The organism is Acinetobacter calcoaceticus ANC 3811 (genome assembly GCF_000399665.1).
Classification (GTDB): domain Bacteria; phylum Pseudomonadota; class Gammaproteobacteria; order Pseudomonadales; family Moraxellaceae; genus Acinetobacter; species Acinetobacter calcoaceticus_B.
Genome location: NZ_KB976986.1, coordinates 780,618 through 806,370, shown reverse-complemented (window position 1 = coordinate 806,370; position 25,753 = coordinate 780,618). Strand labels below are relative to the sequence as shown.

Sequence of the window (25,753 nt, the reverse complement as noted above, 5' to 3'; positions counted from 1 at the left end):
AATAATCAATTTTTACTGTAAAATTACACTAAAATAATTTTTAGCTTACTCAGGAAAGAAGAGCAACAATGAAAACTAAATATTACTTAACATTAGCAGATGCAGAGTTTTTAATGGAAGAAGCTCAAAAATATGCAATTGAACACAACTTTAAAGTAAGCATTGCTATTGTTGATGAAACAAGCTCCTTATTACTCATGAAACGTTTAGATGGCGCCTCTCCTTTAAGTTCACACTTATGTTTAGAAAAAGCAAAATGCTCTTCAATATCAGGTAGACCGTCAAAATTTTATGAAGAACTTCTGCAAAGTGGCCGTCTTGGTTTCTTAAGTATGCCTAGCGCTCAAGGCATGTTAGAAGGTGGAAAACCAATTATTCACGAAGGTGAAATTTTAGGTGCTATTGGTGTATCGGGTGTTCAATCTTTTGAAGATGCAGAAATTGCTCAACATGCAATTGATACCTTTTTTAAAAAGCAAAATAGCTAAGATAAATTGATAGGAAAGAGAAATTAATCTACTTTTCACTTAAATAGTTTCTCTTTCCAAAAGAAATAAGTATTTCCTACAAAAATATTTAATATTTACTTTTTTAATACCTTAAGCTTTTATAAATACAGAGGTTTTTATAAAACTGCTTAAAAAATTTTCTATTCGCTATTGAATTGAATTAAAAATAGCAGTACAACATTAAGCTTAAAACTTATTCTTGACTAAAACATTAGGTTTTAGCGCAACCACAAGGAGGGATGGAGATGTTATCAATACATTTCAACAAACAAGTCTTCATTAACACTCTGAACAGCAAAGATTCAGTTGTTTATGGAGTGACACCGCTTGCTCTTATGCTGACTTTACTGTTTCAAGGTATGATTAAAGGAAATCTAAAACCCGAATACTTTATGTATGCGATGGTGGTTTCTTTCATATTTTGTCTGTGGGCCTTTGTCGATCATAAGATGCGAAAATTAGCCAAGCGACGTCTTAGTCAACAATAATTGTAAGATTTAAAAAATGGATGAGCCATCATCCATTTTATATACCCAAAAATAAAAAAATTGTTCCAATAACTAAAATAGCTGTAGCCAATAACTCAGTCACAATCAATCCCACCATCATTAAAGACATTAACCACGAAGGTAAGTTAAATTTGCCTAACCGATGTGGAGTTTTGAATTGATTTGTCGTGTCCTGTAAATAACCGTGTACTATATAAATCAATATCGAAAAGCTAAAAAACAAGACGTTTGCTAGTACACACCTCAAAGCAATATTTTCATTTAAAACAGTAAAATAGCTCAGTACAGCAAGAATTAGGCTGGCAGCCGCATAAAGTAAACTGCTGCGATGAGCGATATCAACATAATAGTGGGCACGATGTAACTCTGAACGGCGTATTTGCCAATATTTCCACACCCCAGTGAACATTCCTATCCATAAAAATATGCCACTAAACACAATCGCTAACTGTACAGCTTTCGGTAAATCCATCTTTTTCCCAATTATTCGTTTTATTAAAATTTAATGAGCTGTATAGCATAAATCTTGACTTTATAGTCACACTTTAATCAAGTATCGTTTTGGAACTCATGTAAATTAAAGTCATTAATAAGCAATCATTAAGTAATATTATGGATAACACTTTTGAATCATTTTGGATGACCTGCGAAGACGGTTATCAACTTGCTGCACAATTTTATCCAACTCAATCAAAAAAGTCGGCAAATCCCGTTTTGATTTGTCCAGCTACAGGTATTACTAAAAACTTTTATCATCCTTTTGCTACATGGTTAAGCCAACAAGGTTATGAAGTATTAAGCTTTGATTTCCGTGGCATTGGCGATTCATTGCATGGGCCGTTAAAGCAAAGCGATGCAAGTATTAATGATTGGGGAACGCTTGATATCCCTTGCGCAATTGAAACTTTATTGAAAAAAACCCAAGCAGAAAAAGTTACTCTTCTTGGCCATAGTGCGGGTGGGCAACTATTAGGAATTGTGCCAAATTTTCATAAAGTAGCAAAAGTTGTTGCGGTGGCAGGTTCTACAGGCCATGTAAAAGGACTCAAAGGTAAAACCAAGTTTCTGGCCCCTGTTATGTTTAACGTTATCTTCCCAATTTCTAGTACGTTAAAAGGTTATGGTGCTACTCAATTTATTGGAATGGGTGAAAACTTACCAAAAAAAGTCGCACAACAATGGAGAGAATTTTGCAGTCATCCAGGCTATGTGAAAAATGCGATTGGTAAAACTATCTTTCATGACTTTCATAGTGAAATTATCTGCCCTATTACTTCTATTTGGGCAAGTGATGATGAAATTGCCACTCAACACAATGTTGCAGATTTATTAAGTTTATATCCGAATGCGTCTACTAAAATGCTAGAACTGAACCCGACAAAACTCGGCTATAAATCAATTGGGCACATGTTAATGTTTAAAAAATCACATCAAAAGCTGTGGTCACTCTTAGAGCAAGAAATTCAATAGTAATTTAAATTCTATCATTTAGTTTTTGCCTCTATGCCCGTAATCCGGTGTAGAGGTTTTTTTTATTATTAGCAGTCCCCTTTTTATAAAATAACTTTATTAAATTTATAGTTACCATAAGAAACTAAAATATATTAAGACGTGATTCCTTTGTATTTTTAATAAGCATTATTTACGTAAATACGTCGATATAAACTTAAAGTTCTGCTATGGTAATTTGTCTGAAGCTGTTGTTTAAAAACAGGTAAACCAACCTATTTTAATACAAACAGCTTCTTTTTTTCTGTTTTAGTTAAAACCTAAGAAATTGTTCAAGGATAAGTATGCTAGCACTAGAGCCTCGACATATTCATATGAATCAACATGCTGTTGATAAAAAGCATGCATTACAGTGTCTAGTAGATATTTTAGTAAAAGATGGGTTAGTTACACCTGAATATGTAACAGGACTCATCAATCGCGAACAACAAAGCGCTACCTATTTGGGCCAAGGAATTGCTATTCCACATGGCACACCTCAATCTCGTGAATTTATTTTAGAAACAGGTATTCGGTTAGCTCACTTCCCTGAAGGAATAATATGGGATGGGGAAAACACGATTTATTTAGCTGTTGTTATTGCAGCAAAATCTGATGAGCATTTACAAGTACTACAAATATTAACTAGAGCGTTAATGCAGGATGTAAGTGAACAGGTAAAAAATGCGACTCAACCTGAGCAAATTATTGAACTATTACAAGCTCAACCCTTATCTTTAACTCTACACGAAAATTTAATTCAAACTGAAATTGAATCTCAAGATATCGAAGACTTGTTGTGGTCAGCCTCTCAAATTCTAAAAAAACATAATTTCGTAAAATGTGGTTTTCTAAGCTCACTTGAGCCAGATCAAGTTATCCAGTTACAAGACCAGATCTGGTCTATTTCTAGCAGTAAGTTTGTTCAACAGCCAGCAATCAGTATCGTAAAGCCACGCCATGCTTTAGATGTTGGTGGAAAAAAACTAAATACACTCGTCTGCATTGCTGCCAATGAGCAGTTAGATAGTCAAAGATTTAACCGACTGATTGATATTTTATTTAATCCAGAACAAGTCGCACAGCTAGATCAAACACAAGCACCAAATGAGATTGCTAAAATTATTGGTGCAGATGTTATTCCAGATTGGCCTCATCGTTCAGTTGTATTAGCCAATGCCCATGGATTACATGCTCGACCAGCGACTCATTTGGTGAACTTAACTAAAAGTTTTCAAGGTGATATTCAGGTCGCGGTGGACGATGGTAATTTTGTTTCAGCTAAAAGCTTGACTCGTTTATTAGCTCTAGGATGTAAACGTGGCCAGACCCTACGTTTTATTGCCGAGCCAGAAACAGATGCTGTTGAAGCTTTAGATAAAGTTATTCAGGCTGTGCAACAAGGTTTAGGAGAAGAGGTTGAACCAATTCAATCTTCAGATACCCAAGAAGCTCAATCGCTTCAAACAGTAAAGTCATTGCCGAAAACATTGAGTACAAATACAGGTATTCCGGCTTCTAGTGGTCTAGCTTTTGGCCCCGTACATGTCATCAAACCTAAGGTTTACCAATATGAACGTATGGGCTTAAGTGTTAAAGCAGAAAAAGAAAAACTTGATATTGCTCTTCACGCAGTTAAAAACAATATTCACCAAGTTATTGCAAAATCTGAAGTAGCTGAAATTAAGCAAATTTTCCAAGCACATTTGGAAATGCTAGACGACCCAGATCTTATTAATGGTGTTTATCAAAAGATTAACTTAAACCTTTCTGCTCCTGCTGCTTGGCATGAACATATTGAAGCAGCAGCTAAAGAGCAAGCAGCTTTACCAGATCGTTTACTGGCTGAGCGTGCTACAGACTTACGTGATATTGGCGATCGGGTTTTAGCTCAACTCTGTGGCGAAGTTATCATCGAAGAGCCTAAAGAGCCTTATATTTTGATCATGTATGATGTTGGCCCAAGTGATGTGGCTCGCCTTAATAAAGATCGAGTTGCAGGTATTTTGACAGCTGTTGGTGGTGCAAGTGCACATAGCGCTATTGTTGCTCGTGCTTTAGGTATTCCTGCAATTGTTGGTGCTGGTGATCAAGTACTAGATATTGAACAAAAGAGTTCTCTTTTAATTAATGGAGATACAGGAACTTTTGTATTAAACCCTAACACTCAGCAAATCGTACAAGCAAAACAAGAACGAGAGCTTCAACAAAAAATTCGTGAAGAAGCTGAGCGTCACAGCCAAGAACCTGCGATTACCCTAGATCAACATCAAATCGAAGTTGCTGCCAATTTAGGAAAAGTTCAAGCTACAGCCCACGCAGTAGAATGTGGGGCCGAAGCAATTGGCTTACTTAGAACAGAGCTTGTTTTTATGGCTCATAGCAGTGCTCCAAGTGAAGCGACCCAAGAAGCAGATTATCGTGTTGTGCTAGATGCCCTTGCTGGTCGCCCACTTGTAGTACGTACTCTTGATGTAGGTGGTGACAAACCACTTCCTTACCTTCCAATTGCTGAAGAAGAAAATCCATTTTTAGGCCTAAGAGGTATTCGTTTGACACTAAGACAGCCAGAGCTGTTACGTCAACAACTTACCGCTTTGCTTAAAGCTGCTGATGACCGCCCTTTACGAATCATGTTTCCAATGATTGGCCGTGTGGAAGAATGGCGTACCGCGAAGGCTATTCTTGACGAGGTTAAAGCTGTACATCCATGCGCCAACTTACAAGTTGGTATTATGATAGAAGTTCCTTCAGCTGCTTTACTTGCGCCTATTCTTGCTCAAGAGGTAGACTTTTTCAGTATAGGAACAAATGACTTAACCCAATATACTTTAGCTATTGACCGTGGTCACCCTATCCTCTCGGCTGAAGCAGACGGCCTCCACCCAAGTATTTTGCAATTGATTGATCACACTGTAAAAGCTGCGAACAAACATGGCAAATGGGTGGGTATATGCGGAGAACTCGCAGCTGATCCAAAAGCTGTACCGATTCTTATGGGATTAGGCGTAGATGAGCTCAGCATGTCTCCAAATAGTATTCCTTTAGTAAAAGCCCAAATTCGTACACTTAACTACAGCCAAGCTCAATCGCTTGCAAAACGCGCACTAGAATGTGAGAGCGCTACTGCTGTACGTCAGTTATCCGAACAAGAATTCTAAAGATTAGGAACAGTAATGGCTAAAATTTTAACAATTACTTTAAATCCTGCAATTGATGTAACGATACAACTCAATGAGTTACAGATTGGCGAGGTAAATCGCCAAGAATCTGTAGAAATCCATGCAGCAGGCAAAGGATTAAATATTGCACAGGTTTTAAAAGATTTGGGGCATGAAGTTATCGTTTCTGGCTTTCTGGGAACGACGAACAAACAAATTTTTGATGATCATTTTAAAGACGCTCAATTCCAACCTGAGTTTATTTATATTGAAGGCGAGACTCGTCAAAATATAAAAATTGCTGAACATTCTGGGCGTATGACCGATTTAAATGGAAAAGGTTTCTTAGTTTCTGAACTAGATAAAAAGAACCTCTTTCAAAAAATTGAAATGATTTTGCCACAGGTAGATGTAGTTGCCATTGCTGGGAGCCTTCCACAAGGTTTTAGTGTTGATGAATTACAGCAACTTATTAAGCTCATTCAACAGCAAGGGAAAAAAGTTGCACTTGATACAAGTGGTAAAGCATTGGTCGCTGCAATTGAGTGCCAGCCTTGGATGATTAAACCAAATACAGATGAGTTAGTAGAAAGTTATCAGCTTCCTGCCGCGACTTATGCTGAACAAAAAAAACTTTTTGAAAACTTAGCTAAAATTGAGCATGTCGTTATTTCGATGGGCGAAGACGGTGTAAACTGGCTACACGACACTCACCCGTTTCATGCCAAAGCCCCTAAAGTGATCGTTAAAAGTACCGTTGGTGCGGGTGACTCTCTTTTAGCAGGCATGATTCATGGCTTAATAAATGGCTTCTCTGCTGAAGAAACATTAAAAACTGCTACTGCAATCGCAAGCCATGCTGTCACACAAATTGGCTTTCGTACTCCCAATGTCGAAACGCTAAAACAGTTAAAAGCCCAAACTATAATCAATTCATTGAGTGAATCTGATGCTAACTGCTAAACATTTATTATTTGTCATTAATAGTCCGCAACAGCAAGTCAATGCCTTGATTTTAGCTCGGAAACTTTCACAGGTTGCATCCCAACAGGGTTATCCAAATAACATTATTTCGCTTGATGAATTCGATGCGAATGAAAACTTTGATCAAGTCATTGTTGTTGGACAACGCCCGAAAAATCTTAATAGTTTTGGTACACATCCATTATCTTTTATTAGCATTGAAGAGATAAAAAATGATGCTCACACAGCTTTTAAAAATGCCTTAGATCATTTTAAGCCAGCTCAAGATTGGCTAAGCGATAATAACTTGGCAGTAACTACTACTAAAAAGTTTGTAGCAATCACTGCGTGTCCTACGGGTGTTGCACATACTTTTATGGCTGCCGAAGCTTTACAACAAGGTGCAGAAAAGCTTGGGTATGAGATTGAAGTAGAAACACAAGGTTCTGTTGGTGCAAAAAATATTTTATCAGCTCAAGCTATTGCTGAAGCGGACATTGTGATTCTTGCGACTGACATTGAAGTTAACACAGACCGTTTTGTAGGTAAGCGTGTTTATCGGTGTGGTACTGGCTTTGCTCTAAAACAAACAGATAAAGCTTTTGCTGAAGCAATCAGCAATGCACAAGTTTTAGAACAAGGTAAGCAACAAGCATCGACTGAAAATAAAGATAAAACCGAAAAAGTTGGCGTATATAAACATCTCTTAACTGGTGTTTCTTTTATGTTGCCTATGGTGGTGGCTGGAGGTCTGTTAATTGCTCTCTCCTTATGCTTTGGTCTAAATGCTGCTGAACAAGCAGGTAGCTTACCCTCCATATTAAAACAAATTGGCGCTGCCGCATTTATGCTTATGGTTCCGATGTTATCGGGTTATATTGCCTACTCAATTGCTGATCGCCCAGGTCTTGCACCAGGCTTAATTGGTGGTTTACTTGCCTCTCAGCTACAAGCAGGTTTTTTAGGCGGTATTGTTTCAGGTTTTCTTGCGGGTTATATCGCACTATTTATTGCTAAAAAACTTAAACTTCCAACAAGTTTAGAAGCACTTAAACCGATTTTAATTATTCCTTTATTAGGTACATTATTTGTTGGTCTAATTATGTTCTACGTGGTTGGACAACCTGTAGCACATATTTTCGAGCTAATGAAAGACTTCCTAAATAATATGGGTACAACAAATGCTGTGTTAATGGGAATTATATTAGCAAGCATGATGTGTATCGATTTAGGTGGTCCAATCAATAAGGCAGCCTACGCTTTTACTGTGGGATTATTGACAACAAATACCTATATGCCAATGGCAGCAACAATGGCGGGTGGTATGGTCCCTGCTATTGGTATGGCCATTGCGACTTTCATAGCTAAAAATAAATTTAGTACAGGAGAGAAAGATGCCGGAAAAGCTGCTTTCGTATTAGGTTTATGTTTTATTTCAGAGGGTGCTATTCCCTTTGCAGCTAAAGACCCAATGCGTGTAATCCCTACGTGTATTTTAGGTGGCGCTGTGACTGGAGCACTTGTTGCCTTATTCCATTGTGAATTAGTTACTCCTCACGGCGGCGTATTTGTTCTTTTGATTCCAAATGCAATTAACCATGCTTGGCTATATCTCGCTGCCATTGCAGCAGGTAGTATCGTTACAGGTATAAGCTATGCGATTGTTAAGAAAAAATTGTGACCACTGCATAATTAAAAAAGGGAGAATATAAATTCTCCCTTTTTTATAAGTTTTATATGCTTAATTAAAAAAGCTTAAATTGAAGAGTATTCAACAATCAATTTTATATTATTCATATCACTTAATTTGAATAGCTCTTGCCATAATCTGTGTTGGCACGTCCTCTGCCAACATTACAGTTAAAGTAGGCTCTTTTTGCGATTTAGAAGATAAATTCTGAGAATCTAAAACTGTATTTACATCTTTTGGAGCTAATTTAAACATTGCACCCGTTACAGGATCTACAATCAAAATTCCAATTAAACCGCCAAAAAGAATATTACCAAAATACCAACCACTTAATGTCCCAGTAACCTCTACAGTTTTACTTTGATAACCTGCTTTACTAAAACTCACCTGATAGCTTTCAGGTTTAAAATAACCAGCTCCTTTTTTCAAGCTTACAGTAGCTGGAGTTTGACCAGTATGGATTTTTACTCCTTTACGATTTTTAATCTCAATTGTTGCAGACTCTGGAACACTAGTGAAAGTGACTGTTTGTGAAGAACCAGAAACAATAGTTGCACAACCATTAATTCCCAAAGTTAAAGCAATCAACGAAGTAAGTAATAATTTTTTCATGATTAAGCCAAAAGTTTTATCAGTATTTATTGGAATGCGCACTATAGTAAATGAAACAAAAAATAACAATTAAAATACAATTTATTAGAGTAACAATTAAGCAATCATCTAAAGTAAGAGCTATTAAAAATTTAATTTATAGACAAAAAAGCTAAAAATATATGGTTAATCATTCCTCTAGCCATTTAATTTTATATATAAAAATCAATAATTTAATAAATAAATCAAATTTATTTCACTAAATAAGAGATGATTCATGTTAAATGTATGGTAAATTTCACTGACCTCAAAACAAATTAAACATATGATATTTATAAATATTTATTATTTAAATATCTTGATTTTTCATAATTATGACTTTAGAGACAAAAACTATCTCGTTCAATGCCACGTTCAAATCATAATTTTTTTTCTACGATGCGCTGGTAAGCAAATATCGTTCAATTAACGATCAAGCAAGCCTAAATGCAATCTTGTATATCTGTTTAAAGATTTTAAGGAATTAATGGTGCTGACTTATCAGGCCACATTAATTTTCAACAAACTTTTGACTATAGAAGAAGAGTATTTGTAGTTTATGCAAAGTATAGAGATGTTTATCAAGATAAGGACCTCTAAACCATGTCATTGTTAAATTTAGCTATATAAATTTTGCTCACCAAGGAAAGTCCTGATATAACTTGCTTGATGAAACTATATTTTTCAACTATTAAAGATAGTTCACCAGAAATGCGATCCACCAAGGTATGGGGAAAAGTCAATGACAAAGAAGTATGCGCGTTTTTTACCTACAACAGAATCTTTTACTCTTGAAGATTTTCCATATTATTGGATTACTCAAGTACATGCTCAGTATGTACAAAACATTGATAATGCTTTAAAAAAATATGGCTTAGATAACTCACGTCGACGCATTATGTTGGCTTTAAGTAGTAAGCCCCATGCGAGTGTATCTGAACTTTCAGATATGATTATTTCAAAAATGTCGACGACCACCAAGATTGTTTATCGTTTAAAAGATGAAGGTTTGGTTGAAACTTATTCTTGCCAGACCGATGGTCGAATCACCCGCGTAGTACTTACAGACAAAGGTACTGAAATGATCAATAAGATTAATGATCTAACCAGCGTAGTACTCGAACAATCTTTCGAAGGTATCACCCCTTTGCAATTAGAAAAAATGATGGAAAGTTTAAAATTACTTTTAAAGAATCTTTCTCGTTAATATGAAATAGATATCTTATTAAGCTCTCTTAGGAGAGCTTTTCTATTTTAATGCCTTATTTAGGTATTGAGAGAAACAACACTTCACATAAAATAAGCAATTAACTTCTCATCTGTTGACTTGAGTCCTTAACTCCAGTAGAAATTCTCTTTCAACAACTGAATAGCAAATTTTTGAAAATGGCTAAAAGAAAATACAAAAGTGACAAGTTTCAAGTGCGTCGTATTAACCGTCAATGGTGGGTACTTGAAAAAGATCTCGAATCAAACTGCTATTTAAAACATGAACAAGTGGCAACAAAAACTTTAGCAAACAACTATGCTGATGATTATATTGAACAATATTATATGAATCTTTATATTCAACAAGAGTTGCAAAAACCTGAAACTGTATAAAAAAGCCATTTGGCTTTTTTTTATTTTTAATCGTTTGAAATTATAAAATCAAAAATTAGGAATAAAAAAAACCTACATCTTGGGGAAAATGTAGGCTATAAAATGCACAAAAAGGAAATATATATCCTTCTTGATAAAAAGAATTTTACGATAATATAAGCCTTTATTTCATATTACTTTTGTAAACTTAATGGTGGTTATTGTATTTATTCAAACTTTTTAAAACCTTTCCCTCTTTATATATTTTGGTTAAATTTTGTTTTATTAAAATTTTAAGCATCGTCATTTACTTCGTATCATTTTTATAATTTATTTTCATTCACTCTATTAAGATAGGTTTCTAAAGACAACTATAAGCTTCTGTTTTAATAAGTTTTTTACAAAAATAAGCATAAATCTTTTTTTAACTTAACACAGATAAAAATTAATAAATAACAAAAACATAAATTAAATATTAAGTATATAATTTATTTAAGACTTCAATTTTAGTTCAAAAAAAAGACAGGTGAAATTTATTTATTGCTGTTTTGGGTACTACAGAAAGATTACAATAACGACTGATAAATAGATTACCCGCCCATACAATCTTTCTAGGTATGTTATGACTTCAATGTCGAACAACACTCAAAAGCATTTTATTGTTGAGCAGATTCCACTACCGACTTGGGTCAGTGATGAAAATGGCTTGATATTATATTGCAATGTAGAGTGTACAGAATATTGGCAGGATACTTTTTCTCCATTACCTCAGCAATGGTTAGATTTTATATCTCCTGTCGATTTAGACGAAGTCAAAAATAGATGGCTCGAAGCAATTCGCCTGCAAAAAAGAATAGAATTAAAATGCCGACTTTTACAAAGTGGCAATCAATATAGATGGTGCAAACTTTCCATTCAAGCCTCCAAATATCGCGGCTCTTCTCTAGCGAGTGAATGGTATGTCAGCTTTTTAGATATTGATCACGATATTCAAGAGCAACAAAACTTGCAAAAGAATATTGAAATACAAAATCAAATGTTAGACATCAGTGTAGATTGCATTAAGGTATTAAATGTAGATGGCACAGTTTCTCATATGAATAAATCAGGATGCCTCGCTTTAGGGGTTCCTGTCGATGAAACAAAATTTGGGATGAAATGGCTTGAGCTTTTGCCACCTCATATTCGTAAACGTGGACGCGTCGCTTTAAAAAAAGCCCTTCAAGGTAAAGTTGCCAGATTCGCTGGAATGAGCTGTTTACCAGATCAGGACCCCGAATATTGGGATAATATGTTGACTCCGATTCATCGGGAAAATGGTGAAATCATACAAATACTTTGTGTATCACGTAACGTTACTCAACAGCATTTGACAGAAAATCAGCTTAGAAATATGAGTGAACGAGATGAACTAACCGGATTATGTAATCGGCGTTCATTTAAATTTCAACTTAAACGTACACTTGCATCTTCAAAAGATAGCCAAACAAGTGTGGGGTTACTATTAATTGATCTTGATCATTTTAAGCATATTAATGACACATTAGGGCATAGCGCAGGCGACCATCTTTTAAAAGTCTTATCCAAACGGTTTAGTCATTGTGTTGATGATGAAAAATGCTTTGTTGCACGACTAGGTGGAGATGAGTTTGCGGTTATTATTAATAACCTTAAATCTGAAAATGATGTGCGCGAGCTAGCCGCAATCTTACTTCAACAGCTAAATCAACCTATTACCTATTTAGGTAATGTTTTAAATGGTGGAATGAGTATTGGTTGTTCAATCTATCCTCAAGATGCCGTAGATCAATCAGGTTTACTTAGTTGTGCAGATATGGCATTGCATGACTTAAAAGCGCGTGGTCGCGGTGGCATTCGCATGTATGATCCATGCATGATGCAAATGACCGAGACTGTGGCTTCTCAGCTTAATTTAGCACGTCAGCTTATTCGTCATCATACTATTCAGCCCTACTATCAACCTAAAGTAGATCTAAGAACTCATCGTGTTGTAGGTTTTGAAGCTTTATTACGATGGCATACAACTTCAGCTCAAAGAGGCTATCCATCACAAATTGCAGAAGCTTTTAAAGATTATAATTTAGCGAGTAAAATCGGTGAAACGATGCAACATCAAGTTTTACGTGATATCGCAAAATGGATAGATCTTGGCATTAAACCTCTTCCTGTTTCGCTCAATGCCGCACCTGTTGAGTTTTTAAGAGACAACTATGCTGAGCGGCTCTTGAAAAAGATCAATCAATTTCAAATTCCAACACATTATATTGAAGTAGAAGTCACCGAGCATATGCTGGGCGACCGAGGTTCAGAATATGTGATCCGTGCACTTAATAAATTAAAACAACATGGCGTACATATTGCGTTAGATGACTTTGGTACAGGTTTCTCATCACTTACCCATATTCGTGACTATCCAATTGACAGTTTAAAAGTAGATTGTAGTTTTATACAAAAGATGCAACATGACCCATCAATATATGCGATTGTCCAAGCAATCGGATTACTTGCTCCAAATTTATCACTGGGACTCATTGCAGAAGGAATTGAAACTCCTGAACAAGAAGAATTACTTCGACAATTTGGATATAGTATAGGCCAAGGATTCTTGTTTGAATCTGCTATAGATGCCAATCAAGTCATTTCAATACTTAAACAGAATCAACCTTACTTAGAAAGTCATTATCATGCTTTAAGATAAAATCTTTAATCACTTTTTCGCCGCTATTCATACTAAAAATAAACAATAACTCTTAAAAAGTTGTTCATAATATAAGCATAAAGATAATAAATCGGTGTTTTGGCACCCTACATTGTCATAGGGCAATAAGGAGCAATATATGAGTTATCACCATATCTTGGTTCCAGTCGATGGTTCTCCTACTTCACTCATTGCTGTCAATCATGCAGCAACACTTGCTAAGGCCTTTGGTAGTAAAGTGACTCTAGTATATGCGCTTACTATAGATCCTTTTATTTCTGTAGAATTCATTGATAGTACAGAATTAGCTCAGGATTATTTTAATAAAGCTAGAGCATCTATTCAGGGTATTTTAGACCAAGCGAAAGAACAATTTAGCCAACATGGAATTTCTGTTGAAACAAAAATTGTTGAGGGTCAAACAATTCATACAGAAATTATTAAAGCAGCGACTGAACTCAAAGCAGACCTGTTAGTTATTGGTTCTCATGGTCGAAAAGGGTTTAAAAAGTTCTTCTTAGGAAGTGTGACTCAAGCTCTTTTAGGAGAAATTCATTTACCGGTATTAGTCGTAACTGAATAGTTTTTTCTTAATCTAAAAAAACCGATCTTATGTAGATCGGTTTTTTAAGTGCCTGTGTTACTGAGCTTTATATGTAAATTTAATCAGAGACCCTGGGTTTTCTAATGTGTTCGTTACAGAGCCATCATCTTTTTGGACATTTCCGGCAGTATCAGTCAACACGTATAAAACATTCCCATCTGGACTTGCAATCACGTCACGATAACGGTTGTTACTTTTAAACATCGGCACAGCATCATCATAAGTCGCACTATACGTTGGATCTAATTTAATACGGAAAATAACTCCGCGTTTTAAAGATGGAACCAATAATGTATTTTCCCAACCAGAAATTGCTTTTTTGCCGCCCTTATAGATATAAGCAGATGACGGCGCAACCGTTGGCCAGCAAATGTAGGTCATATCCCCACAAGTCGGGTCATTATAGTTGTAGGTATCTTGGACGGTATATAAAGTTTTTAACGGCGGTACAAAGTTTTTACCAGTCCATTCAGACTCTTTAGTTACTGGTACCCCTGCTGCTACTTTTAAACCATTTTGACCTAAATCTTTAATCTGTGCTTTATTGGTTGCTGCTGAATAATTTGCATAAGCATAACCGCTGTCATCTTTATAACCCGCTACATTTGGCCAACCATAGTTACCACCTTTAACTATGAGATTAATTTCATCGTCAGAGTTTGGACCTTGTTCAGATTGCAACAGCTTACCATTTGGAGTGAATGCTAAGCCCTGTGGGTTACGATGACCGAGCGTATAGATATGACTAACTACCCCATTAAAGCTTGGGTTATCTTTTGGAATACTTCCATCTAGATTTAAGCGTAGTACTTTACCCATGTAGGTATGATAATCTTTGCCACTCACTTCTTGTTGAGTCGGCGTATGCTGTGCTTGATTTGGCAAGAACAAATAAGCAAGCTGGTTACGCCCTTGGTCACCAATCGTATAGTAAATCTTTTGGTCTGGACCAATGACAAGACGACCTGACTGATGGTCTTTCGATGAAGGTAATCCCGCTAATAAATCTATTGGCTTCTCAAGCGTATCTGTTGCTTTGTTATAGGTATATCGACGGATAATCGTTTGATTCGGTAATTCTTTATCTGTAGATTTCGGATTTTTAAATGTACCTGAAATGTAGATATAAGGATTATTTTTAAAATCAGGATGGAAGGCAAAGCCTAATAAACCATTTTGTCCATCAGCATCATTTACAATCTCAGGCACCTGAAAAACTGTTTTTACACTGCCCGACTCTGGATTCACTCTTAAAATCTTGCCCGTTGCCCGCTCTGTTAACCAAATTTGATTATCAGGCCCCCACAACAAAGCATGTGGCTTATTTAAATTGGATAGAATAACTTTCTTGTCAAAATTTTCTGTTTTTGCTTTAGCAAATTGAGATGGAGTGAGAGGAACATCAGCAAATGCAGAGTTGAGCGTAAGTAGCTGAGCAGCGCCTAGTAACGTAATTTTAGCCAATAAATGTTTATTCATGTGTCCACCTTATAAATTGTCAAAATTTTCCGAGAATTTTTAAACCTCTAATAAAGGGTTTGTACGAGTTCTCTATATGATTTGTATTATGATGAATAACGAATCTATTAAAATCTAAATTTCTGAAAGGCTCTGTTGCATAAAAGTAGCTATCCAAAATGGATGAACACTCGCATAAAGTCATCTTTAAGATGAATAACTTAAACGTAAGATTGATCTATTTTTTATACTTTATCTATTAATTTATATCTTAATATTTTTTGAAATGTGCATTTTTAAAAATAAACACTTATTAACGAAGTAATTGATAGTTAAAAATTAATACTCAAAGAGACAATTCTAATTATAAAAATATACATCACTAAAGACTAAAAGTTAGAAGCTGTAATTGAGAGCTATTTTTACAATGAAGGTGTCTTATGTGTGCAAACTTTAAACCTCTTAAGAAATCACATGCCAATCAATTAGAGTTATTTGAACCCACTTTTGAATATAAGATGGATATTTTCCCAAGCGATGATTGTCCAATCATTTTATCGAACGAAAATAAGCTTGAGTGGAGAAAAGCTAAATTTGGAATGCTGCCTCCTTATGCCAAAGAAATCTCATTCAAGTATGCAACCTATAATACAAGAACAGAGACCGTTCAACAAAAGCGCTCTTTTAAACATGCTTGGTTAAATAACCAATTTGCTCTAATTCCTGTTGAAGCTATTTATGAACCTAAATATATCAATGGTAAAGCACATTGGTATGGTATTTTCCGGAAAGATGGGCAACCTTTTACACTGGCTGCGATCTTTGAGGAAACACTTATTGATGAACAGAAAGTTAGATCAATGTCGCTATTAACAATCAATGCTGATCATCACCCTTTTATGAAACAATTTCATAAACCGGATGATGAAAAGCGCTCGGTTATTGTGATACCAGATCATCTCAGAATTGATTGGCTCAACTGCACTCATTCTGAAGCAAAAGACTTTTTCTTAAATATGCCTGCCAATGAATTTGCCTCAATGCCGAAAGCTGAAATGAAAAATGATGATTAAAACGGTTTAGTCGACTTAGGTTAGTCAACCTTAAAAACTTATGCTATTCTTCGGCCACTTTTAAAAGCCTCAAACTCCCTATCATCATGACACTTACGCCACCTTAAGTTTATTTACCCTTATCATTGTAAATAACTCATCATTGTTTAGTGATGTGGTGTAGTCGCTTGTGTTGATATATCACATCACTAGCCTTTTCAAAATTTAGAACTTAGGCTATTTCTCATGTTATCGAATGTCCGAGAACAATGGTTCTCTAATGTCCGCGCAGATATTCTTTCCGGTCTTGTTGTGGGTCTTGCTTTAATTCCAGAAGCAATTGCATTTTCAATTATTGCGGGTGTAGATCCCAAAGTCGGTTTATATGCATCCTTTTGTATTGCCGTTATTATTTCTTTCGTAGGTGGTCGTCCCGCTATGATTTCGGCGGCTACAGGCGCAATGGCTTTAGTTATGACAACGCTCGTAAAGGACCATGGGCTTCAATACTTATTTGCAGCAACAGTATTAACTGGCGCCATACAGATTTTGGCAGGATATTTCAAACTCGCCAAACTCATGCGTTTTGTTTCCAAATCGGTGGTTATTGGATTCGTTAACGCTCTCGCCATACTCATCTTTATGGCTCAATTACCAGAATTGGTAAGTGTGACGTGGCATGTCTACTTATTAGTAGCAATCGGCTTAGGAATTATCTATCTATTCCCCTATATTCCCAAAATTGGAAAGTTCTTTCCTTCACCTCTTATTTGTATTGTAGTAGTCACATTACTCGCTATTTTTTTAGGTTTTGACGTTCGAACGGTTGGTGATATGGGGTCATTACCAGACACTTTACCGATATTTCTAATTCCGAATATTCCTTTGAATTTAGAAACTCTTCTTATTATTCTTCCATACTCATTAGCCCTTGCCGCAGTTGGCTTACTTGAGTCAATGATGACAGCAACAATTGTTGATGAAATGACAGATACGCCTAGTGACAAATTTCAAGAGTGTAAAGGTCAAGGTATAGCAAATATTGCTTCAGGTTTTATGGGCGGCATGGCTGGTTGTGCCATGATTGGTCAATCAATGATTAATGTAAAATCGGGTGGTCGTACACGCTTATCAACTTTCTGCGCAGGCATATTCTTACTTATTCTAGTTGTATTTTTAAGTGATTGGTTAAAAGTGATTCCTATGGCTGCTCTGGTTGCCGTCATGATTATGGTATCAATCAGTACTTTTGAATGGAAGTCAGTTATCCACTTTAAAGCCAATCCTAAAAGTAGTAATGTCGTTATGATCGCTACCGTTATTGTAGTGGTTGCTACCCATAACTTAGCGCTAGGTGTATTAACTGGCGTATTACTTTCGGCACTGTTCTTAGCAAATAAACTTGAAAATGATATTCATATAGAAACTTCATTCGAAGATCAAGCTCGTCTATATGAATTAAGAGGTCAAATATTTTTTAGTTCATCTGAAAAATTTATGCAACGTTTTAATTTTAAAGAAGAAATTAAAGAAGTTATTATTGATCTTACCCACTCTCATATTTGGGATGTGACTTCAGTTGCAATGCTAGATTCAGTAGTAAATAAATTTCAAAAGAATGGTATTCAGGTTACTGTACGAGGCTTAAATGAAGCCAGCTCAATCATGATTGATAAATATGGTACTCATGCAAAAATCTAAAGAAAGGTCCTTCGGGACCTTTTCCTAATTTAAAGAATTACTTTTTATTGAGAAGATTTATAGAGCAATCGATTTGGGCTACCAGAAGGATTTTTTACCACATTACTACTTGCTTGATTTAAAAGATTAGTTGAGATTGTCTGAGGTGTTGCTGTAGGTGTACTTTGCAACATTTCAGCTACGACACCAACAACATGTGGAGTAGCCATTGACGTTCCATTCAAAACTTTAGTTGCCGTATTACTTCCAATCCATGAAGAATTAATCTGGCTTCCTGGCGCAAAAATATCAACGCAGCTTCCATAATTAGAATAACTCGCTCGTGTATCAGTATTATCTGTAGCAGCTACAGTAATTGCTTTACCCACTCTTGCTGGAGAAGAACTACATGCATCTGCATTAGAATTTCCTGCAGCGACAACCATCACATAACCATTATTAAATAAATTTTCTACTGCGCTATCTAAGGATGTGTTCGCATCGCCGCCTAAAGACATATTCACCACAGCTGGCTTTTTACCATTTTTTAATATCCAATCTAATCCCGCAATCACGTTACTCGAAGCACCAGACCCATCACATCCTAAAATTCGTATTGGTACCAAATTTACATTTTTAGCCACACCATAAGTACTGCCACCCACTGTTCCTGCTACATGAGTACCATGTCCATTACAATCCGTTGTACCATTTCCATCAGATATCACGGTATAGCCACTTAATACCCGTCCAGAGAACTGTTGATGTGTAGATAATATTCCGGTATCAACAATATAAGCTATTGTGCCCGAGCCTGTTTGCAAATATGAATAAGCGGAATTTAAAGGTAAAGTTTTCTGATCAATACGATCTAAGCCCCAATCTGGATTGCTTTGTGTAGTTGCATCAATTTTCATGACTGTGTCATTTTCTACTGAAAGAACTTTGGGATTTTTTTTCATAGCTTCAACAAAAGCAGTACCCGCAACATCGGGTAAATAAATTGCAAATCCTTTAAGTACAGTATCATAAGTCTGTAATATCTTTCCCCCATGTTGTTTAGCAATACTTTGTGCAAAATCATTAGAAGGACCAACATCCTTATTGAGAATAACAATATATTGGTTTTTAATAATTCCTTTTGCTTCAGAGGTACTTAATACAGAATTTGTTGTAGCTGGTGCTGCATGGACTAGGTTGACGGCGGCCATTGATAAGAAAGCAGCCGATATTTGGCAAAATTTCATAAAAAAATCTCCATATTTTTTGCTTCAGATATCGTTGTTATGATCAGTACAGTCTTTATATTGAGAGCCTAAAATCTTTTAGAAAGGAATTTTTATTACATTCTCCATGTATTATAACCAAGTCATATTTTCATAAAACTTGGATCTATACAACACTCTTATCCTTTTCTATTAAAAGTGAGAAACAATTCAAATAAATTAAAAAATGGAAGATTATTTTACTCTATTGATAATTTAGATTAGCTAGGATGTATAATGTAAAAATATATAATCATTAAAAACAATATAAATGTAGAAATAATGAGATATGTTCCATATGGTGTTAAAACTTCTTAAAAATTTCCAGATATCCATAAATAAAATATAAAACAGTGAGTTATATAAATTTTTTCAAATTTCAATACTAGCTTCAACCAAAATAAATTTACAATTTCTTTAACTATACATATTCAGTATAGAATATGTAAATATATATTACTAAAGCCTCTACTACTTACCGAGTTTATAAGTTTTTAAATGATCTTAAATATATAAGAAAAGTAGTAAAATTAATAAAACCTATAATTTTTTAATTTTAGTTCTGGCAATTCAACCGTACATCCTGCTAAATGATGTCTACAATTAACGCTATACTCAATAAAGCCACCTTTAATAAAGTAACTACAATGCCCATACATACTTATGAGTTGATCAAAAGTTGGGTTTTCCAAATTATTATTAAAATTCCATTGGTTACCATTAGAAAAAGGATAATGTACAGGAATATAGTGAAGATAACCGCAACCTGGACACATATGTTTATACATGCCGCCTTCAAAATATTGTACTTTCATAAAGGCTCCTTTATAAATAAAAAAACCAACTCATGAGAGCCGACTAAATCAATTACTTTCAAATGCTATATATATTATTTAATTATTTTTTATAGCTTTTTATTTTCTTATAATTTATCAAGCCTATATGACAAATTCATGAATGAGAAGTCAGCTTATATTTTAATTAATCTACTTATTAAATGATAATTCAAGTTAAATCATGAAAAAAATCCTAGTTTATTTCTTATTTATGACAGGTCTATCTTATTCATTCATATTAATCATTGGATAGATAATTACAGCCATATCAAAAATAACCCCTGATCTTATTGTTTTTAAAATTAAAATAAAAAAGTCCGCATCTTGGGAAGCTACGGACTTAAAACTCAACTAAACAACAGCTAAACAATTTATTGTTTAGTGAGAAAGCACTATCTTTTTAATCTAATTAAGTTCCACTGTTAGGTCAACAACAATAAATAATTTCTATAAAAAATAGGTTAAGATGTGATTCACCTCACACTTTATCTTTCTATAAAATTAATTACTCATACAATCACATTGTATATATTGTAATTCGACTGCTTAAAATAATATCGACTTAAAATAGTATTCTAAAATAGAATACTGATTATTTTTAGGAATAAGGCTAAAAGAAATAAAATCCTGATCTTGCTCTTTTTTAATTTCAAAATAATTTTGGCTTTGCCATTTCAATTCTTCGAGCTCAAGTTCACCACAGAAAATTGAACATGGAATAGTGACTCGATTTAACTGATGAATAGGACTATATTTTAAGATATCTTCGCTTGAAAGATTGAGAGCATAGTTTAAAGGAAATAAATCTAAGGTTGACCTTGGATGTTTGCCATATTGGATATTTCTACTATGAGTATATTCTTGGTAGCTAAGTAAACTTTTTCGTTGAAATTCTGCCAATATCTCATGTTCATTGACTATAGCTCTAGCAATGATCACAACTTTTTTTTAAGTCAGATCAAAAATTTTGATGAAGTCATTAATGCATATATTATTACTGGCGAATCTAATTATGTTTTACACGTTGCGACCAAGGATTTGAGTTCTTTTTCTCATTTTGTAATTAACACCTTAAATAAAATAAAAGGTGTAGTCAGCATTAATTCCAAGATCATTTTACAGAAGATTGTGCAAAAACCACTTTAACCTCTCATTTTTAATTAAAGAGCCATCTCATGATCGAAACAAAGCGTTTAATTTTAAGACAGTGGAAAGAAAGTGATTTTGAACCATTTATAATAATGGGCTTAGATCAAGATGTTATGCAATTTTTCCCAAATCTCTTAACACCCCAAGAAAGCCTTAATTTAATCCAAAAAATTTCATCTCTTATTCACGAAAAAAGTTGGGGCTTTTGGGCAGTAGAATTAAAAGAGAGTCATCAATTTATTGGGTTTATTGGTTTGCACAGCCAACCTGAACAATTTGACTTCTCTCCATGTGTGGAAATTGGGTGGCGACTTGCAAAAGAATTTTGGAAACAAGGTTATGCAACCGAAGGAGCAAAAGCAGTTTTAGATTATGGTTTTAATATACTGAATTTAGATAAAATCGTTTCATTTACCGCAACGATTAATACCCCCTCTCAAGCTGTCATGGAAAAACTGGGAATGCAAAAATTTAAAAACTTCGAACATCCTAAAGTTCCTCTTCATCATGAATTAAGAGCACATGTGCTATATGAAATCACGAACACTTACTCATCAAAATCATAGCCAACGGAGGTTGAACATTCCCAATATTCATGGAGTTTATCCGCGATTTCCTCTTTCTCCAGAGTGGTGAGCACATAAAAAAGTTTAGCCTCTTTATTTTTTCTTAGAATTAATAAGTTGTAATAATCATACTCAGGTCCATTCAGCCCTAAGGTAAGTTGTGATTCACAATGCTTTTCTGCTTTGTAGTGCCATTCAAGTTTATAAGTATCAAGGCCATCAGCAGCATTGATTACGATACCGTCATTGGTTCCACCAATAAATCCAATTTTCATTGCTTTCTCTAAGTTCTTATAGGAATAGTTTTAAATATAACGTTAATAAGTATCCTTCAATTTATAAAATGTTTGTCAATACGTATCCTATGTAAGCAAACTTAATCCTAGGGGCTAAAAACCGTAAATAAATTTTAAATATTTTTAATTTAAAGGAAGAATTTTCTACTAAAACTGTCTCATTATTATTTTTTGTTTTGCAAATTTCCACGTTATAATTTCAAACCATTTATCTTCCCAATCCATCATATTAATTTGTACAAATTTTAGAAAAATTAATGGATGAAGCTTTAAATTAGTTTGAGTGTTTAATTTATGATTTTAAAAGGATATATGGTAGATGTGTCTTAAAAATTTTACTTTGAATGATTTTGGAGATATCTAAAAATATGTCTAAAATCATAATGTTTGATATGGATGGTACACTCTTAGATCTCGCTTTTGATGATTTCATTTGGAATGAATGTCTTCCTGAAAGACATGCTAAAACTCATCAACTTCCCCTTTCCGAGAGCAAAGAAAAGCTATATCAATTCTATCAATCACATCGGCACACTCTTGTTTGGTATTCATCAACCTATTGGAGTAAAACTGTAGGTGTTGATGTACTCAAACTACAACAAGAATTTCAATCTAAAATCCAAGCTCGTTCTGGCTGTATTGAACTTTTGCAACAACTTAAAGAACAGGGATATACGTGTTGGCTAGTGACTAATGCTGACTGCGCAAGCTTACGCTTAAAACTCGATAATATTGCAATTGAACATTTCTTCGATGTCATCATATCAAGTGAACAAGTAGGTTATGCCAAAGAAGATATTAATTTTTGGCAAGAGCTTCAACGATTACACCCCTTCAATCCAGATGAAACGATTTTTATTGACGATACGGCTCCTGTATTAAAAACAGCAGAGAAATTTGGTATTCAACACTTGTTTACTATCTCACAGCCCTCAAGTCTAAAAGATATAAAACAGCATCAAGATTTAGAGTTTAAAGCACTAGATCGGCTTACAGACTTGCTGTCTATATTGAATCAAATTGATAGAAAGGATAATGATGTCAAAATTGCATGAAAACGATGCTGTAGAGACCATGCGTGTCGATAAATGGTTATGGGTTGCTCGTTTTTTTAAAACTCGTTCAATTGCTAAAGCAGCGATTGAAGGAGGTAAAGTACATCACAATAATGAGCGTGTAAAAGTTTCCAAGGAAATTCGAGTTGGAATGGAACTTATTATTCAGCAAGGTTTTAATAAAAAAACTGTTGTGATAAAAGCTCTTTCGAACACACGTGGTCCAGCTCCGGTCGCACAGCAACTTTATGAAGAAACCGAAGTAAGTATTGCTAGACGGGAGTTGATTGCATCCCAACGAAAATTGCATAATCTAGCTCGACCTGACCATAGACCGGGCAAAAAGGATCGTCGACAAATTATTCGGTTTAAACAGGAAAATGATCAGAATTGGTCATATGGTGATGAATAAAAACGTCGAGTTGTGTCGCACACACACATACAACACATAGAAGCTATAGAAAAAATCTGTCACTATTACCCCAGTGAAACAAGTTGAGATTCAATGCATCCACTTGGGTTAAACGTGATGAACATAGAGTATTGAGGTTTTTGAGATGGATGAGAATAAAAGCAAAGCATTACAAGCCGCGCTAAGTCAAATTGAGAAACAATTTGGCAAAAATACGGTGATGCGTCTCGGTGACAACACTGTTCAAGCTGTTGAAGCTGTGTCTACAGGCTCTTTGACTTTAGATATTGCATTGGGGATTGGTGGTTTACCAAAAGGTCGTATTGTCGAGATTTATGGTCCAGAATCTTCTGGTAAAACCACAATGACTCTACAAGCGATTGCACAATGTCAAAAAACTGGCGGTACTTGTGCATTTATCGATGCAGAGCACGCATTAGATCCACAATATGCACGCAAGCTTGGTGTAGACATTGATAACCTGCTTGTATCACAGCCTGATAACGGTGAACAAGCACTCGAAATTGCAGATATGTTGGTTCGCTCTGGCGCAATTGATATGATTGTTGTCGATTCAGTCGCGGCACTTACCCCTAAAGCAGAAATCGAAGGTGAGATGGGTGACTCTCATATGGGCTTGCAAGCTCGTCTAATGAGTCAGGCACTTCGTAAAATTACAGGTAATGCTAAGCGCTCAAACTGTATGGTTATTTTCATTAACCAAATCCGTATGAAGATTGGGGTAATGTTTGGTAGCCCTGAGACCACAACTGGTGGTAACGCATTGAAGTTCTACGCTTCTGTACGTTTAGATATCCGCCGTATTGGTCAAGTAAAAGAAGGCGATGAAATCGTCGGCTCTGAAACTCGCGTTAAAGTTGTTAAAAACAAAATGGCGCCTCCTTTCAGAGAAGCTCTTTTCCAAATCCTATATGGTAAAGGCACAAACCAGCTAGGCGAACTTGTAGATTTAGCTGTACAGCAAGATATCGTACAAAAAGCAGGTGCTTGGTACTCATATCAAGGTAGTAAAATTGGTCAAGGTAAGAACAATGTTATTCGTCACTTTGAAGAGAACCCTCAAATGGCTGGAGAGATTGAACGTAATATCCGTGAACAACTGTTAACAACTGGTACTACTACTGATCAAGTTGAAGCTGAAGAAGAAGCTGATCTTTTATTAGAATCTTAATTATTCATGCGCTTTAAAACGCCCTTCGGGGCGTTTTTTTACAAGGGAAATCTAATACTATGTTCAAAAGAACTGAAGAACAGTCTCAACAACGAGCTTTGCTTACAGGTCAGCGTTTACGATCTTATGCTTTTGCTTTATTGACCCGTCGAGATTATTCCAAAGCAGAGCTTATTGAAAAATTAACTCGTTATGCGCAAAATCCTGAAGAGGTCCAGCAACTTGTTGAGGAATTATCTGAAAAGAATTATCAAAGTGATCAACGTGTTGCTGAACAAATGCTTGCTAGCCAGATTCGCAAAGGCAAAGGGCCGAAACGTATTAAACAAGCTTTAAAAACAAAACAGATCGAAAATGATTTAATCGCAGAGGATATACACAATATTGACTGGATAGAACAAGCATATCAACTGAAAGTGAAAAAATTTGGCGAAGAAGTTGAAAAAGATCCAAAGCTTAAAGCAAAACAGATTAGATTTTTACAATATAGAGGATTTGATTTAGATGTAATTATAAAAGCTGTCCAACGGAGAGTGGACTGAAAGAAATGGTGGCAGCCCCACTAGCAAAACTTCGGCACATCATAGATCTGCTACCGTTGCTACCTTCCGGTCCTGGCGGGGTTCACAGAGTACAATTGCGAAGCCACCAGCGGGGCTACCATTGCAAAACAGAGTATAGAGATTTTTAAAATAGTTGCAAGCCTTCTTCACCGTTTTAAGCAAGTTTATGTTTCAATTGATTAATTCATCAGCAAAAACCCATTAATTTCTATACATCACTCTCCTATATTCTTTCTTGTATCTTCTTTTGGATAAAATATGCTTGAAGATTGTAAACTATTCTTGCATTTATATTGTTTGCTGTTTTAATTGCATGGACCAATTAAAATCTTAGATAGTTAAGTGAATAGTTTACATATTCCTTTTTTAAGTTGG

The 25,753-nt window shown here is 35.2% G+C and carries 24 protein-coding genes, 1 other RNA gene and 1 pseudogene; 18 read left to right on the top strand and 8 right to left on the bottom strand.

Annotation, left to right across the window (positions count from 1 at the left end; all coding sequences use genetic code 11):
- The first annotated feature begins 68 nt into the window (after positions 1-68).
- The gene (locus F935_RS05050) at positions 69-488 is read left to right on the top strand and encodes a GlcG/HbpS family heme-binding protein (protein WP_009392680.1); all 420 of its coding nucleotides are present in this window, start codon (positions 69-71) and stop codon (positions 486-488) included.
- 266 nt (positions 489-754) lie between these two features.
- Positions 755-997 carry a hypothetical protein gene (locus tag F935_RS05045; RefSeq protein WP_016137912.1) on the top strand — a complete coding sequence of 81 codons (243 nt, stop codon included), beginning with the start codon at positions 755-757 and terminating at the stop codon, positions 995-997.
- A gap of 37 nt (positions 998-1,034) precedes the next feature.
- Here the strand turns inward: F935_RS05045 and F935_RS05040 are convergent, their stop codons facing one another.
- Positions 1,035-1,490 (bottom strand): hypothetical protein, encoded by a 456-nt coding sequence (locus F935_RS05040; RefSeq protein WP_016137911.1) that lies wholly within the window; start codon positions 1,488-1,490, stop codon positions 1,035-1,037.
- A gap of 140 nt (positions 1,491-1,630) precedes the next feature.
- Here F935_RS05040 and F935_RS05035 point away from each other — a divergent pair, with 140 nt between their 5' ends.
- The 4 genes from F935_RS05035 to F935_RS05020 all read left to right on the top strand — a co-directional run bounded on the left by F935_RS05035 (position 1,631) and on the right by F935_RS05020 (position 8,311).
- A complete protein-coding gene (locus F935_RS05035; RefSeq protein ID WP_016137910.1) occupies positions 1,631-2,488 on the top strand; it encodes an alpha/beta hydrolase family protein in 858 nt (285 codons plus the stop codon).
- A 323-nt stretch (positions 2,489-2,811) separates the two neighbouring features.
- The gene (gene ptsP, locus F935_RS05030; RefSeq protein ID WP_016137909.1) at positions 2,812-5,667 is read left to right on the top strand and encodes a phosphoenolpyruvate--protein phosphotransferase; all 2,856 of its coding nucleotides are present in this window, start codon (positions 2,812-2,814) and stop codon (positions 5,665-5,667) included.
- A 15-nt stretch (positions 5,668-5,682) separates the two neighbouring features.
- Positions 5,683-6,630 (top strand): 1-phosphofructokinase, encoded by a 948-nt coding sequence (gene pfkB, locus F935_RS05025; RefSeq protein WP_016137908.1) that lies wholly within the window; start codon positions 5,683-5,685, stop codon positions 6,628-6,630.
- A complete protein-coding gene (locus F935_RS05020) occupies positions 6,617-8,311 on the top strand; it encodes a fructose-specific PTS transporter subunit EIIC (RefSeq protein ID WP_016137907.1) in 1,695 nt (564 codons plus the stop codon). Before pfkB ends, F935_RS05020 begins: the two co-directional genes overlap by 14 nt.
- A gap of 117 nt (positions 8,312-8,428) precedes the next feature.
- Here the strand turns inward: F935_RS05020 and F935_RS05015 are convergent, their stop codons facing one another.
- Entirely contained in the window at positions 8,429-8,932 is a 504-nt protein-coding gene (locus tag F935_RS05015) for a peptidase associated/transthyretin-like domain-containing protein (RefSeq protein WP_016137906.1), read from the bottom strand.
- Between the two features lie 760 nt (positions 8,933-9,692).
- Between F935_RS05015 and F935_RS05010 the strand changes: the two genes are divergently transcribed.
- The 4 genes from F935_RS05010 (at position 9,693) to F935_RS04995 (ending at position 13,833) form a co-directional block, all read left to right on the top strand.
- Complete coding sequence (locus F935_RS05010; RefSeq protein WP_004791909.1) at positions 9,693-10,157, top strand: MarR family winged helix-turn-helix transcriptional regulator; 465 nt, start codon at positions 9,693-9,695, stop codon at positions 10,155-10,157.
- 179 nt (positions 10,158-10,336) lie between these two features.
- Entirely contained in the window at positions 10,337-10,552 is a 216-nt protein-coding gene (locus tag F935_RS05005; RefSeq protein WP_016137905.1) for a hypothetical protein, read from the top strand.
- A 601-nt stretch (positions 10,553-11,153) separates the two neighbouring features.
- Complete coding sequence (locus F935_RS05000; RefSeq protein ID WP_016137904.1) at positions 11,154-13,250, top strand: sensor domain-containing protein; 2,097 nt, start codon at positions 11,154-11,156, stop codon at positions 13,248-13,250.
- 139 nt (positions 13,251-13,389) lie between these two features.
- The gene (locus F935_RS04995) at positions 13,390-13,833 is read left to right on the top strand and encodes a universal stress protein (protein WP_004791904.1); all 444 of its coding nucleotides are present in this window, start codon (positions 13,390-13,392) and stop codon (positions 13,831-13,833) included.
- A gap of 57 nt (positions 13,834-13,890) precedes the next feature.
- Here F935_RS04995 and F935_RS04990 read toward each other — a convergent pair whose 3' ends face one another.
- Positions 13,891-15,333, bottom strand: coding sequence for a glucose/sorbosone family PQQ-dependent dehydrogenase (locus tag F935_RS04990; protein ID WP_016137903.1), 1,443 nt, complete (start codon positions 15,331-15,333; stop codon positions 13,891-13,893).
- 419 nt (positions 15,334-15,752) lie between these two features.
- On the opposite strand from F935_RS04990, the gene F935_RS04985 reads away from it, so the two are divergent.
- Positions 15,753-16,385 (top strand): SOS response-associated peptidase family protein, encoded by a 633-nt coding sequence (locus tag F935_RS04985; RefSeq protein WP_016137902.1) that lies wholly within the window; start codon positions 15,753-15,755, stop codon positions 16,383-16,385.
- Positions 16,386-16,610: 225 nt separating this feature from the next.
- Entirely contained in the window at positions 16,611-18,065 is a 1,455-nt protein-coding gene (locus F935_RS04980; protein WP_016137901.1) for a SulP family inorganic anion transporter, read from the top strand.
- Between the two features lie 44 nt (positions 18,066-18,109).
- On the opposite strand, the gene F935_RS04975 is transcribed toward F935_RS04980, so the two are convergent.
- From F935_RS04975 to F935_RS18245, 3 genes are all read right to left on the bottom strand, one after another.
- Positions 18,110-19,291 (bottom strand): S8 family peptidase, encoded by a 1,182-nt coding sequence (locus F935_RS04975; RefSeq protein WP_016137900.1) that lies wholly within the window; start codon positions 19,289-19,291, stop codon positions 18,110-18,112.
- Between the two features lie 548 nt (positions 19,292-19,839).
- On the bottom strand, positions 19,840-20,124 hold the full coding sequence (locus tag F935_RS04970) for a ubiquitination-like system serine protease family protein (RefSeq protein ID WP_016137899.1): 285 nt from the start codon (positions 20,122-20,124) through the stop codon (positions 19,840-19,842).
- 567 nt (positions 20,125-20,691) lie between these two features.
- Positions 20,692-21,084 (bottom strand): hypothetical protein, encoded by a 393-nt coding sequence (locus F935_RS18245; RefSeq protein WP_016137898.1) that lies wholly within the window; start codon positions 21,082-21,084, stop codon positions 20,692-20,694.
- On the opposite strand from F935_RS18245, the pseudogene gigD reads away from it, so the two are divergent.
- Both gigD and F935_RS04955 read left to right on the top strand, forming a co-directional pair.
- A pseudogene (gene gigD, locus F935_RS04960) lies at positions 21,070-21,291 on the top strand (Lrp/AsnC family transcriptional regulator GigD); the annotation flags it as partial. The gene F935_RS18245 and the pseudogene gigD overlap by 15 nt on opposite strands.
- 29 nt (positions 21,292-21,320) lie before the next feature.
- Positions 21,321-21,860 carry a GNAT family N-acetyltransferase gene (locus F935_RS04955; RefSeq protein WP_016137897.1) on the top strand — a complete coding sequence of 180 codons (540 nt, stop codon included), beginning with the start codon at positions 21,321-21,323 and terminating at the stop codon, positions 21,858-21,860.
- Here the strand turns inward: F935_RS04955 and F935_RS04950 are convergent.
- Positions 21,842-22,135, bottom strand: coding sequence for a hypothetical protein (locus tag F935_RS04950; protein WP_016137896.1), 294 nt, complete (start codon positions 22,133-22,135; stop codon positions 21,842-21,844). The genes F935_RS04955 and F935_RS04950 overlap by 19 nt on opposite strands.
- Before the next feature lie 389 nt (positions 22,136-22,524).
- Between F935_RS04950 and F935_RS04945 the strand changes: the two genes are divergently transcribed.
- The 4 genes from F935_RS04945 to F935_RS04930 all read left to right on the top strand — a co-directional run bounded on the left by F935_RS04945 (position 22,525) and on the right by F935_RS04930 (position 25,357).
- Complete coding sequence (locus F935_RS04945; protein WP_016137895.1) at positions 22,525-23,211, top strand: HAD-IA family hydrolase; 687 nt, start codon at positions 22,525-22,527, stop codon at positions 23,209-23,211.
- Complete coding sequence (locus F935_RS04940; RefSeq protein WP_016137894.1) at positions 23,195-23,623, top strand: RNA-binding S4 domain-containing protein; 429 nt, start codon at positions 23,195-23,197, stop codon at positions 23,621-23,623. Before F935_RS04945 ends, F935_RS04940 begins: the two co-directional genes overlap by 17 nt.
- A 145-nt stretch (positions 23,624-23,768) precedes the next feature.
- Entirely contained in the window at positions 23,769-24,815 is a 1,047-nt protein-coding gene (gene recA / locus F935_RS04935; protein WP_016137893.1) for a recombinase RecA, read from the top strand.
- A gap of 59 nt (positions 24,816-24,874) precedes the next feature.
- Positions 24,875-25,357: a regulatory protein RecX gene (locus F935_RS04930; RefSeq protein WP_016137892.1), complete on the top strand. Its 483-nt coding sequence runs from the start codon at positions 24,875-24,877 to the stop codon at positions 25,355-25,357.
- Positions 25,358-25,372: 15 nt separating this feature from the next.
- On the opposite strand, the gene ffs is transcribed toward F935_RS04930, so the two are convergent.
- An RNA gene (gene ffs, locus F935_RS18240) (signal recognition particle sRNA small type) lies at positions 25,373-25,469 on the bottom strand.
- Between the last annotated feature and the right edge of the window lie 284 nt (positions 25,470-25,753).